Origin of the sequence: Phaeobacter sp., assembly GCF_022825805.1 — a bacterium.
Classification (GTDB): Bacteria; Pseudomonadota; Alphaproteobacteria; order Rhodobacterales; family Rhodobacteraceae; genus Phaeobacter.
Genome location: NZ_JAJDWC010000080.1, coordinates 1 through 11,542 on the forward strand (window position 1 = coordinate 1; position 11,542 = coordinate 11,542).

General features: G+C 55.7%; 15 protein-coding genes, 2 tRNA genes and 1 pseudogene. 16 read left to right on the forward strand and 2 right to left on the reverse strand.

Annotation, left to right across the window (positions count from 1 at the left end; translation table 11 throughout):
* Positions 1-145: 145 nt before the first annotated feature.
* Positions 146-457, forward strand: a pseudogene (locus tag Q0C28_RS08620) (DUF3131 domain-containing protein); the annotation flags it as partial.
* 28 nt (positions 458-485) lie between these two features.
* Here the strand turns inward: Q0C28_RS08620 and Q0C28_RS08625 are convergent.
* Both Q0C28_RS08625 and Q0C28_RS08630 read right to left on the reverse strand, forming a co-directional pair.
* Positions 486-1,109 (reverse strand): hypothetical protein, encoded by a 624-nt coding sequence (locus Q0C28_RS08625; RefSeq protein WP_293574840.1) that lies wholly within the window; start codon positions 1,107-1,109, stop codon positions 486-488.
* Between the two features lie 827 nt (positions 1,110-1,936).
* Positions 1,937-2,011: transfer RNA gene (locus Q0C28_RS08630), tRNA-Thr, on the reverse strand.
* 85 nt (positions 2,012-2,096) lie between these two features.
* Here Q0C28_RS08630 and Q0C28_RS08635 point away from each other — a divergent pair.
* From Q0C28_RS08635 to Q0C28_RS08705, 15 genes are all read left to right on the forward strand, one after another.
* Positions 2,097-2,261 carry a hypothetical protein gene (locus tag Q0C28_RS08635; protein ID WP_293574842.1) on the forward strand — a complete coding sequence of 55 codons (165 nt, stop codon included), beginning with the start codon at positions 2,097-2,099 and terminating at the stop codon, positions 2,259-2,261.
* A gap of 7 nt (positions 2,262-2,268) precedes the next feature.
* Entirely contained in the window at positions 2,269-3,540 is a 1,272-nt protein-coding gene (gene murA, locus Q0C28_RS08640; RefSeq protein ID WP_293574844.1) for a UDP-N-acetylglucosamine 1-carboxyvinyltransferase, read from the forward strand.
* On the forward strand, positions 3,540-4,019 hold the full coding sequence (locus tag Q0C28_RS08645) for a DUF2948 family protein (RefSeq protein WP_293574846.1): 480 nt from the start codon (positions 3,540-3,542) through the stop codon (positions 4,017-4,019). The genes murA and Q0C28_RS08645 overlap by 1 nt, the downstream gene beginning before the upstream one ends.
* On the forward strand, positions 4,016-4,564 hold the full coding sequence (locus Q0C28_RS08650; RefSeq protein ID WP_366934229.1) for a GNAT family N-acetyltransferase: 549 nt from the start codon (positions 4,016-4,018) through the stop codon (positions 4,562-4,564). Before Q0C28_RS08645 ends, Q0C28_RS08650 begins: the two co-directional genes overlap by 4 nt.
* Positions 4,565-4,627: 63 nt before the next feature.
* Entirely contained in the window at positions 4,628-5,929 is a 1,302-nt protein-coding gene (gene hisD / locus Q0C28_RS08655; RefSeq protein ID WP_293574850.1) for a histidinol dehydrogenase, read from the forward strand.
* Between the two features lie 159 nt (positions 5,930-6,088).
* Positions 6,089-6,568, forward strand: coding sequence for a UPF0262 family protein (locus Q0C28_RS08660; protein ID WP_293574852.1), 480 nt, complete (start codon positions 6,089-6,091; stop codon positions 6,566-6,568).
* A 3-nt stretch (positions 6,569-6,571) separates the two neighbouring features.
* Positions 6,572-7,030, forward strand: a complete 459-nt coding sequence (locus Q0C28_RS08665) for a low molecular weight phosphatase family protein (protein ID WP_293574854.1) — start codon at positions 6,572-6,574, stop codon at positions 7,028-7,030.
* Positions 7,027-7,422, forward strand: a complete 396-nt coding sequence (locus Q0C28_RS08670; RefSeq protein ID WP_293574856.1) for a ketosteroid isomerase-related protein — start codon at positions 7,027-7,029, stop codon at positions 7,420-7,422. The genes Q0C28_RS08665 and Q0C28_RS08670 overlap by 4 nt, the downstream gene beginning before the upstream one ends.
* Complete coding sequence (locus Q0C28_RS08675; protein WP_293574858.1) at positions 7,422-8,012, forward strand: GNAT family N-acetyltransferase; 591 nt, start codon at positions 7,422-7,424, stop codon at positions 8,010-8,012. Before Q0C28_RS08670 ends, Q0C28_RS08675 begins: the two co-directional genes overlap by 1 nt.
* Positions 8,013-8,068: 56 nt before the next feature.
* Positions 8,069-8,947, forward strand: a complete 879-nt coding sequence (locus Q0C28_RS08680; RefSeq protein ID WP_293574860.1) for a carbon-nitrogen hydrolase family protein — start codon at positions 8,069-8,071, stop codon at positions 8,945-8,947.
* Positions 8,948-9,031: 84 nt separating this feature from the next.
* Positions 9,032-9,250: a translation initiation factor IF-1 gene (gene infA, locus Q0C28_RS08685; RefSeq protein ID WP_005978431.1), complete on the forward strand. Its 219-nt coding sequence runs from the start codon at positions 9,032-9,034 to the stop codon at positions 9,248-9,250.
* Between the two features lie 149 nt (positions 9,251-9,399).
* Complete coding sequence (locus Q0C28_RS08690; protein ID WP_293574862.1) at positions 9,400-9,981, forward strand: nucleoside triphosphate pyrophosphatase; 582 nt, start codon at positions 9,400-9,402, stop codon at positions 9,979-9,981.
* On the forward strand, positions 9,978-11,000 hold the full coding sequence (locus Q0C28_RS08695; protein ID WP_293574864.1) for a ribonuclease E/G: 1,023 nt from the start codon (positions 9,978-9,980) through the stop codon (positions 10,998-11,000). The genes Q0C28_RS08690 and Q0C28_RS08695 overlap by 4 nt, the downstream gene beginning before the upstream one ends.
* Positions 10,997-11,179, forward strand: coding sequence for a DNA gyrase inhibitor YacG (gene yacG / locus Q0C28_RS08700; protein WP_293574866.1), 183 nt, complete (start codon positions 10,997-10,999; stop codon positions 11,177-11,179). The genes Q0C28_RS08695 and yacG overlap by 4 nt, the downstream gene beginning before the upstream one ends.
* 81 nt (positions 11,180-11,260) lie before the next feature.
* A tRNA-Phe gene (locus tag Q0C28_RS08705) sits at positions 11,261-11,335 on the forward strand.
* The last annotated feature ends 207 nt before the right edge of the window (positions 11,336-11,542 follow it).

Sequence of the window (11,542 nt, forward strand, 5' to 3'; positions counted from 1 at the left end):
ATGACTGCGCACGCAAGCCTCAAGCTCTCGACGCTCTGAAGGGGTAAGAAAACCGGGGCGGATCATGAGCCTAACTGAACCGTTTTCACGCATGACGTCAACTCATCAAAACTCGGAAGTTCGATGACGCTAAGTATATCAGGGGTTCGACCTGGGCCACGTCACACGATGGAATGTTAGCTATCGGCGGGGTCGCGAGGTGGTGTTTGATCCAATTGAAACAAGTGACTACAGCATTTTTTCAACCAAGGCTGCCTATCTCTGGTACGCGGTGCGTCCCTGCAATCAGACCTACAGGATGCTCCAAATTGCGCAAAGCCGTGCCCGTATCGAGGGGTTTGGCATGAGCAGCGGTCTTTATCTCAAAGAATACAGTCAGATGCAGAACCATGCGGATCTAAACACAAACAGCATTGTGTTGCAGGCTTTGGCCCATCTAAAGCGGCGCGCTCAGTAACGGCGCACCGCTTGTTGATTGGGTTTGGTTAGGATCCGATGGGACCAAAAACCCTGCAGCCCGTTGCAGAGATTTCACCTGGCGCAACCGGGTATCCGCGGCGCGGGTTCATGCGGATGGTTTGCATCCCCGTCAAACGGTACATGCACTGTTCGGTGTGTCGGACGCTATCGTATTTTCCACCGATGTAGATATCCAACCAGGGGCGCCCGTCTTTTCCGGTGTAGCAGGGGCCGTTTTGTGGCTGGCGGCCATCACCACAGACGTCTTCGACAATGGCGTATTTGCGCAACCGTTCGATATAAAACCGTGTGCCAGGTGGAAAATCGAGTGTTTGTTTGCCGCGGCGGATGGCGTGTCCCACGGCTATAGTGATCGGGTCTCGATAGGTGCCGGTTCCCCCGGCTTTGCTCCGCAGCACAGGGCGGGCGATCGCTGCGCTGCCAGGGGGCGTGTTGTCCCAATAGCTATAGCCTGTCAGATATCCTTCGAAGCGCACTTCAACATTGCGCTTTGCGTATTTTTTTAGCTGGGTTTTGATATCCCGGTTCAACCCTTGGGCAGAGAGCGTTTCCTGGCTGACCAGGAGTGTCCCAAAGGAAACGATTGTCAGGAGCGCGATTTGAAGTGCCGTTCTGGCAAGTTTTTGCATGACTTTGGACCTCATTTTGACGATCTGCCTTCCCAGTGTTTGGTTGTGTCCGGGTCGGCACGATGGAATGAGCGCCGCTGCCTCCCGTTGTGGGAGTGCGGGCGCGTCGAACGTGTCCCTGTCTGAATTGGTGTTTGGGTTGGATCTGCGTGTCGGGCAGTTCACGAACTGGTGGCAGTATGCGGTTGATGGCCACCATTCATGTCTGCGTTGCTGGGTGTCCCGACAGCCTCAGATGGCGGTGGGCTGTTGGTTCTCTCGCAATCTGGGGTCTTTTGATGGCAAGCAGAATCGTTTGGCGGAGCCCCGATGGAGGTTGGTGCCGCCGCAAATGCGAGTTTGATGAAACCTATTTTTTCCGTTTACGCGCCTGGCGGTGATACTGGCTAACTCGCGATGGATGCCATGCGCCACTGACGCAGACACTTTGAAGGGCGAAGAAGTGTGGACAGTGCAGGCAGACATTTTATCAAATCCCAAGCAGCTTTTGCCTGAACCAGCGCATTTTCGGGAGAAACTACCCTCATGCAGGCTACAGGCTGTGTGCTCTTGATGCTGATCGTGTTGCCTTAATTTGGACTTAAATCTTACTACTCTCCGCGCGCAAAGTCGGTTGCATTTGAATCGAATTTCAAGATTGAAAACGATGTAGGCGATATCGGAGTGTTTGTTTCCAAACGCCGCCGATTGCAGGCGGGTGCTGCAACTGCGCGCTTTTGTCGGGATTTTGCCGCATGCTGAGCGCTGGCGTAAGAATCTGCGCCACAAGTCAAGACGTCTCGCAGAACTTACGGCGCGCTCAGTGGATGATTTTGTATTTGAAGAACTGGTGCTGCTGGAGAGAATTGAACTCTCGACCTCTCCCTTACCAAGGGAGTGCTCTACCTCTGAGCTACAGCAGCGCCGGTGAGGGGGCTTTTAGGCATAAACTTTCTGAGGCGCAAGAGCATTCTGGACGGTTTTTTCACTCTCCGGTACAGATGACCTATGGCAGAGAAAAAAACATCAAAGAACACCGGGTCGGCGCAGGCGCGGGAAGACCGGTTGAAAGCCGCTTTGAAGGCAAATATGGCGCGACGCAAGGCGCAGGCAAAGGCACGGTCTGCCACAGACAGTGACGAGTCGTCGGCGCAAAGCGGTTCCAAGGAGTAAAGAGCAGATGGATTCGATTTTGGTAACAGGGAATGGTCCGCTTCGCGGCCAAATTCCGATTGCAGGCGCAAAAAACGCATGTCTGACGCTCATGCCTGCCACGATGCTGAGTGAAGAGCCGCTGACGCTCACCAATGCGCCGCGGCTATCTGATATCCGTACGATGACTACGCTGCTCCAATCGCTGGGTGCCGAGGTGTCCAGCCTACAGGACGGACAGGTTTTGGCGCTGTCGAGCCATAATATCGACAATCATACCGCCGACTACGATATCGTGCGCAAAATGCGTGCCTCCATCTTGGTGCTGGGGCCCATGTTGGCGCGGGATGGTCATGCGGTTGTGTCCTTGCCCGGCGGCTGTGCGATTGGCGCGCGTCCGGTCGATCTGCATCTGCGGGCTTTGGAGGCGCTCGGCGCTGAGTTGGAGCTGAAGGATGGCTATGTCCATGCAAAGGCCCCCATCGGAGGGCTGAAGGGCGGGGAAATCGATTTTCCTTTGGTGTCGGTTGGGGCAACTGAAAATGTCCTGATGGCGGCGACACTGGCGAAAGGAACAACTGTCATCCGGAACGCTGCGCGCGAGCCGGAAATCGTCGATCTTGCGGATTGTTTGCGCAAAATGGGCGCCCAAATCGACGGTGATGGCACATCGACCATTACCGTGCAGGGCGTGGATCGTCTGCATGGTGCGACCCATCCGGTCGTGACGGACCGGATTGAGTTGGGCACTTATATGCTGGCCCCGGCAATCTGTGGTGGTGAGGTTGAGCTGCTCGGCGGCCGACGGAATCTTATTGGTGCGTTCTGCGAAAAGCTAGAAGCAGCGGGCATCGAGATCATTGAGAATGCCAACAGCCTTACGGTGCGGCGCGGTTCGGATCGTGTGAAGGCCGTGGATGTGGTGACTGAGCCATTCCCCGGCTTCCCAACCGATTTGCAGGCGCAGATGATGGCCTTGATGTGTACCGCCGAGGGCAAAAGTGTTCTGGAAGAGAAGATTTTTGAGAATCGGTTTATGCATGCACCTGAATTGATGCGTATGGGCGCAAAGATTGAGGTTCAGGGTGGGCACGCGACGGTGACGGGCGTCAGCACGCTTAAGGGGGCGCCTGTTATGGCCACAGATTTGCGTGCGTCTGTATCTTTGATTCTGGCTGGGCTTGCGGCCGAGGGCCAAACTAAGGTGAGCCGTGTCTATCATTTGGATCGGGGCTACGAGCAGGTGGTACGCAAACTGTCAGCAGTCGGGGCGCAGATCGAACGTATCAAGGAGCAGTGATGACAGACGCACGCTTTGATGACGGGCGGGAAGCGCCGCTCAATTTAGGGGCATTCGAGCAGGATGATCTGCAGGTCATCGCATCTCTGGTTCAGGACGCGGTGTTGCCTGTAACGGAGGTGACTTGGCGACCGTCAGAGCGTCGTTTTGCCCTCCTGATCAATCGCTTCCGCTGGGAAGACAAGGTCGCAGCAGAGCGGCGTGGGCGGCCCTATGAACGTGTGCAAAGCGTGCTTGTCATTGATCAGGTTCTAGGTGTTGCGTCCCAGGGCATTGATCGCAAAGAACGCGATCTGATTTTGTCCTTGCTGTCCATAGCCTATGAGCCAGCAGAGGATGAGGCAGGACACCTCTTGCTAACATTTGCAGGGGATGGCGCGTTTCGGCTTAAGGTCGACGCGCTCGAAGTGACGCTGCGCGATGTGACCCGCCCTTACAAGGCATTGTCAGGTGCGGCGCCCGATCACGGCACACCATGATACGCTGTCTTGGGCCTGACGATCTGCCCTTGCTCAGAGCTCTTTGGAGTCAAGGGCTTGAGCAGGTGCCAGAGGCATTTCTGCTCACCCCGTCTGAAATGTTGGCTATCACCGACGCCCAGTTGAGCGCCGCCCTGGAGGCAAAGGTCTATTGGGGAGCTTTTCAGGACGGACGCCTTGTTGGCTTTGCCGCGCTTCGCGCTGGCGGGCTTGAACGACTTGGTCATACTGGTGATGTTGGGCCTCTCTTCGTTGATCCCGCTTGGCGCCGCAGAGGGCTTGGCGCCCAAATTCTGTCCGCTCTTCAAGCTCATGCGCGTGAGATTGGTTTGAAGCAGATTGAATTGACGGTTGATCGGCAGAATAAGTCAGCCTTTGCGCTTTACCTGCGGGCCGGTTTCAGGATCATCGGAATTCGGCCCAGGTCTGTTCTCGTCAATGGCCTGCCGCGGGATGACGTGATGATGCTTCAAATGCTCGATCAGCCAAAGGCAGATGGATTTCTGCACCCGATTTTGCAGGACGCGTTGCAGGATTGGGGGTGATAGGCCGTTCCTGCCTTGAGACTGCAAGGCTTGCCCTATATTGCAGGCTCAAAGGAGCGCCCCATGCCACAGTTTCTCAAAACCACTGACCCGAATTTTGAAGGTGACTTTGCCACTCTGCTTGGGGCGAAACGCGAAGACAGCCCAGATGTGGATGCCATCGTTTCCGGGATCATCGCGGATGTGCAGGACCGCGGCGATGCGGCTTTGATCGAACTGACAGAGAAGTTTGATCGTCTGAGCCTGTCGGCGGATCGGCTACAGTTCACCGAAGCTGAGATCGATGCTGCAATTTCAACTGTCAGCGATGAGGAGCGTCGTGCGCTTGAATTGGCCGTAGAGCGCATCCGTGCCTACCACGAGCGCCAATTGCCGTCTGATGATGAATGGGAAGATGAGACAGGCGCTGTGCTGGGGTGGCGATGGTCAGCGGTGTCTGCCGCGGGTCTTTATGTTCCGGGCGGTTTGGCCAGCTATCCATCTTCGGTTCTTATGAATGCGATCCCTGCCAAAGTTGCCGGAGTAGAGCGATTGGCGATGGTGGTGCCGACGCCGGATGGTGTTATCAACCCGTTGGTTTTGCTGGCTGCGCGCCTGGCCGGTGTTGACGAGGTCTATCGCATCGGCGGTGCGCAGGCAGTCGCGGCGCTGGCCTATGGCACGGAAACGATTGCACCTGTGGCCAAGATCACAGGTCCGGGGAATGCGTTCGTTGCAGCTGCGAAGCGTCGTGTTTTTGGCAAGGTTGGCATCGACATGATCGCTGGGCCGTCGGAGATTTTGGTCATCGCGGATAAAGACAACGATCCGGACTGGATTGCGCTCGATCTCTTGAGCCAAGCAGAGCATGACGAAAGCGCCCAGTCCATATTGATCACAGATGATGAGGCATTTGGGGGCGCGGTGGCAGAGGCTGTCGCGTTGCGCCTGGAAACTCTGGAGCGCCGCGAGATTGCTGGCCGGAGCTGGCGTGATTTCGGGGCCATCATCACCGTGCAGAATTTGGATGAGGCCGCTGAGTTGTCCAACCGCATTGCACCTGAGCATCTCGAGCTCTGCGTCGCAGATCCCCAAGCCCTGAGTGTGAAAACCGTGCATGCTGGTGCCATTTTTCTTGGCCAATACACGCCGGAGGCGATTGGCGATTATATCGGCGGCCCAAATCACGTGCTCCCGACGGCGCGTTCGGCGCGGTTCTCTTCTGGTTTGTCTGTCATGGATTTCCTGAAGCGGACGACGCTTAGCCAGATCACGCCAGAGGCGTTGCGCGCCATTGGGCCATCTGCGGAAACGCTTGCAAAAAGCGAAAGCTTGGAAGCACATGGCCTGTCCATCCGCGCGCGATTGGATCGCTTGAACCGCTAAAGTTGACGGACTGGTGATTTCCTGATTAGGCGCAGTTGTTTTGTTGCGATTTTGCGCCTGGCATGGTGTGGTAAGCAATTATGTTGCTTAACGCATTGTGATGGGTTGGTGCATCGGCTAGGCCAATGTTGACATGACCCTCTGACAGAGACCTGACCCATGAGCCGCATCAGCCACATCGAACTGGATGACAGAAATCTCCTGCCGCCTACGCCTGAGATCGAACAGGAGCGGAAGGTGGCAATTTTTGATCTCATTGAGGACAACAGCTTCGCTCTGCCGGCTCGTGATGAACGCGCGGTCCCGGAGGGGCCTTATCATTTGGCTCTCGCCATCCGGGAAAAGCGGCTGGTGTTTGATGTCTCCGCAGAATCTGGTGAAAAAGCCGCAGAATTTCATTTGTCGTTGTCGCCGTTTCGTCAGGTTGTCAAAGACTACTATCAGATCTGCGAGAGTTACTTCACCGCTGTCAAAACCCTGCCGCCGAGCCAAATTGAAACCATCGATATGGCGCGTCGCGGGATCCACAACGAAGGCAGCAGGGTTTTGCAAGAACGGTTGGAAGGCAAGGCGGAGATCGATACAGACACGGCGCGCCGCCTGTTCACCCTGATCTGCGTTTTGCATTTCGGAGGCTGACCCGTGAAAGAGTTGCCGCAGTCGATCCTGTTCTGCTGTGACCACAACGCGGTCCGGTCCCCGATGGCAGAGGGCATAATGAAGCAATTCTATGGCTCTGGCACTTACGTCCAATCTGTTGGTGTCAAAAACGATATGGAAATCGACGGGTTCTGCATTGCCGTTTGCCAAGAGATTGGGGTTGAGCTGTCGCGGCATCGGTCGCGTTCGTTTGATGAAATGGAGCAATGGGGCGATGATCTGTCGTCCTTTGACTTGGTTGTCGCTCTGTCTCCGGCTAGCCAGCGTCGCGCGCTTGAACTGACCCGTTTTTTTCATCTCGATGTCGAATATTGGCCGATTATGGACCCAACTGGACTGGGAGAGACCCGGGACGCCAAGCTAGAAAGCTACAGACAGACCCGATCCCAGATCATCCAGCGTTTGACTGAGCGTTGGGGCAATCCGTTGGAGACACAATGACCGATACGATCACCCGCTACTTCGAGGCCTTTAACGCAAAAGATATTGACGCGATGTTGGCCTGCCTGTCTGACGATGTCGCGCATCACGTGAATGAAGGAAAAATCCGCAGCGGCAAGGCGCTGTTTGCTGACTTTTGCGCGCATATGAGCCGCTGTTACGACGAAAACCTCACGGACATGGTGGTATTTGTCAACGCAGATGGCACCCGCGCCGCGGCCGAATACACCGTGAACGGCACCTATCTTGCAACTGATGCCGGTTTGCCCGAGGCGCAGCAACAAACATATCGGCTGCCAGCGGGTTCTTTCTTCGACCTGCGCGATGGACAGATCACGCGTGTGACGACCTATTACAACCTCGCTGATTGGATTGCACAGGTCTCCGCATAATGAGCGTGCGACTGGAGGTCCTGAAGGGCGAGGCCTTGGCGACAGCTTTGGATGATGTTGCGCGCCTGCGGATTTCTGTATTTCGGGATTGGCCGTATCTGTACGATGGCAGCCTGGCTTATGAGCAAGAGTATCTGCAGAGCTATCTGGATAGCGCGCAGTCTGTGGTCGTGGCAGCTTGGGACGGAAACGTTCTGATTGGCGCCTCAACCGGTGCCCCCCTTGCGGATCATGCCGATGATTTCGCGGCAGCGTTTGATAGCATTGATGTCGACCTGAACGATATCTTTTATTGCGCAGAATCGGTGTTGTTACCTGCGTATCGGGGGCAGGGGATTGGGCATCGCTTTTTCGATTTCCGTGAAGCCCATGCCACAGAGCAAGGTTTTGGGTATTCGGCTTTTTGCAGCGTTTTGCGGCCCGATGACCATCCTGCAAAACCCACATTTGCCCGCGATTTGCATCCTTTTTGGCGGCAGCGAGGATATGCTCCGATCCCGGGTGTCGTTGCAGGGTTTTCCTGGCGGGATGTGGGGGAGACTGAGGAAAGTCGAAAACCGCTACAGTTTTGGTGGCGTGCGTTGACCTGATATAGGGACCTGGCCCAACAGGTTTTACGGGATGCTTGTGATTGACAGGAATAGCTATGAAAATTGCGACGGCAGCTTACCCGCTTGACTGGCTCACTGACTGGTCTGCCTATGAAGCGAAGCTGACACGCTGGGTGTCAGAGGCTGCCGAAAATGGAGCGCAGCTGTTGGTTTTTCCAGAATATGGCTCGATGGAGTTGTCGACGCTCGCCGGTGCAGAAGTGGCAGCCGATCTTGAGCGATCACTGAGCGCTGTTTCTGATTTGATGCCGGATGTGGATGCTCTGCATCTCAAACTCGCATCACAGTTCCAAGTGCATATCTTGGGCGCCTCTGCACCCGTGTTTGATGGTGACAAGCGCCCAGTGAACCGGGCCACGCTTTACGCTCCGAATGGAAAGCTAGGTTTTCAAGACAAACAGATCATGACCATGTTTGAGCGTGATCCCTGGAACGTAGTTGGGGGTGGTCCGCTCACTATTTTTGATAGTGATTTGGGAAGAATCGGTATCCTCATATGTTACGATAGTGAATTCCCACTCCTTGGACGTGCGCTTTCTGATGTTGATCTCCTCTTGGTGCCATCCTGCACCGAGGCTCTGTCCGGCTATTGGCGGGTGCGGATTGGCGCGATGGCGCGCGCGCTCGAAAATCAGTGCGTCTCTGTGATGTCGTCCATTGTTGGTCCCGCAGCGTGGTCCGAGGCCGTTGATATCAACACTGGCGCCGGGGGCATTTTTGCGCCCCCAGATACGGGTTTTCCCGCAACGGGTGTGTTGTCCGAGGGGGAGTTGAATTCTCCGGGTTGGACCTATGGCGATGTGGATCTTGCGGCGATCCGGCATGTGCGGTCCCACGGAGCAGTTCGCAATCGCACGCATTGGCAAGAACGACCTGAACCGGAGAAATCTGTCACAATCTGCTCGCTCCGATGATTGTGCCCTTGAAAAACAGGGAAAAAGTGCTCATTTAGGCCCACGTCCCGCAACTTGGCGGGAATCCACACAAATGGAGATACCATGGCCAAGGAAGATACGCTCGAATTCCCCGGTGTCGTGAAGGAACTCCTGCCCAATGCGACGTTTCGGGTCGAGCTGGAAAACGGCCATGAAATCATCGCGCATACGGCAGGCAAGATGCGGAAAAACCGCATCCGGGTTCTGGCTGGCGACAAAGTTCAGGTGGAAATGACCCCATATGACCTGACCAAGGGCCGGATCAACTATCGCTTTAAGTAAGCGACAGATTGACCTTACGCACAAAGCCCGGCTGATTACGCCGGGCTTTTGTTTTGACAAGCTGCAGATCCGACGCAGCCAATATGTGCCCGCAGCAGTGCCAGATTGCTGGCAGGTTGCCAGGCTCAAAACCAACAAGAGGTCCCAATATGGCGTTCATCCTTGGATCTGGAAGCCCTCGGCGGCTAGAGTTGTTGGCCCAGCTCGGTGTGACCCCGGATGTGGTTTGTCCCCCTGAAATCGACGAAACCCCCAAGGCTGGAGAAGTGCCGCGCCGCTATTGCGCGCGCATTGCCTTTGAAAAGCTGCAGGCCATTTCTGCTGAACCAGATGATATTGTGCTCTGTGCCGATACCACCGTGGCTCTTGGTCGTCGTATTCTGGGGAAACCTGCTGATGTGGCAGAGGCGGCTGCGTTCCTGTTCGCATTGTCGGGTCGGCGCCACCAGGTCATCACCTCAGTCGCTGTTCGTCGTGGCGAAAAAGTATGGACCAGAGACGTCGTCAGCGCGGTGAAGATGAAGCGGCTGTCTGATGAGGAGCTGAATGGCTACTTGGCCACTGATGATTGGCAAGGCAAAGCTGGTGGTTACGGGATCCAAGGTGCAGCGGGTGCGTTCATCCCCTGGATCAGCGGTTCGTTTACAGGGATTGTCGGGCTGCCACTTGCGGAAACAGCGACTTTGCTGCGCGCAGCCGGATGGAACCAAGGAATGGAGGTTTCGTCATGAAAGGGCGAATGATTGTTCTTGATCATATCGATGATCGCGAGGCTGCTGCACTGTTGGTTGATGGCCGCCTGGAGGATTTCCTGATTGACAGTGATGCGCCAACGCCAGGCACCATCTATCGGGCGCGAGCGGACCGGCCAGTAAAGGGGCAGGGCGGAATGTTCCTGACCACCCCTGATGGTCCTGCGTTCTTGCGCCAAGTTAAAGGCCTGGCCCCTGGTCAAGAGCTGTTGGTCCAATTGACGGGCTACGCCGAACCTGGCAAGGCCCTGCCGGTTACACAGAAGCTGCTGTTCAAGAGCCGCTATGCTATTGTCACCCCAGACGCGCCTGGATTGAACATCTCTCGCTCCATCCGAGAAGAGACCGAGCGGGATCGGTTGCTAGAGATCGCCCATACGACCATGGACGGTCTGGAGTTTGGCCTGATCTTGCGGTCTGCCTGCGCCGATGCCGATTCTGCTGACATCGAAGAAGACATCCTTGCTATGGTCGAGTTGGCTCAACAGGTCCTGCAGGATGATGGTTCTGGCCCGGAGGTTCTCGCCGAAGGGGATACGCCGCATTTGCTGGCATGGCGTGAGTGGACTGAGCCTGCTGCCATTGAAAAAGAGGCAGGCGGTTTCGCGCAATATGGGGTTTTGGATGCGTTGGATCAGCTGAAATCCATCCGCGAGCCTCTGAGTGGCGGAGCGTTCTTATACATCGAGCCGACGCGCGCCTTGGTGGCTGTTGACGTGAACACCGGCGCTGATACATCTTTGGCCGCGGGAGTGAAGGCCAATCTTGCGTGCGCCAAATCCCTGGCTCGAGCGCTTCGTTTGCGCGGCCTGGGTGGGCAAATCGTTCTGGATCTGGCGCCTATGCCCAAGAAGGATCGACGCGCTTTCGAAACAGCCTTGCGCGCCAGTTTTCGCGCAGACAGCGACGAAACCATTCTCGTCGGCTGGACCAACTTGGGGCACTTTGAATTGCAGCGAAAACGCAGCCGACTCCCGCTTGGGCAGGTGCTGGCATGAGCTGTCCGATGTGCGGTGAAACCACCAATCCCACCTATCGCCCCTTCTGCTCGTCTCGCTGCGCAAATCAAGATCTCGCAAAGTGGCTGAACGGCAGCTATTCCACCCCCATCACTGACCCGGAAGACGTTGAAATTGCTTTGGAAGAGGCAGAAAAATCCCTGTCTTCCAAACATTAGCACATTTCTTTGAAAAAGGCTCTGGACACGGCCATCAGCACGGCATAGAACGCCCACACCCAAGGCAAAGCGCCTTCCCGTGCCCGGGTAGCTCAGGGGTAGAGCAGTGGATTGAAAATCCTCGTGTCGGTGGTTCGATTCCGCCCCCGGGCACCATTTAAATCAAGAAAAAACAGTAGCTTGCTGAGTTTCTGCGTCGCAGCACAAATCGCTAAAAACCCGAAAATACCCTATCACAGAGGTAGCACAGTTTGAAAAACGTCAGTTAAAGCGTCTTTCCTGAAGTCTGAATCGTTTTGGGTTCCCAAATTGGTGCTGGCGTGATTCAAGATATCCGGGAGGATGTCTTATGCCAGCACCATT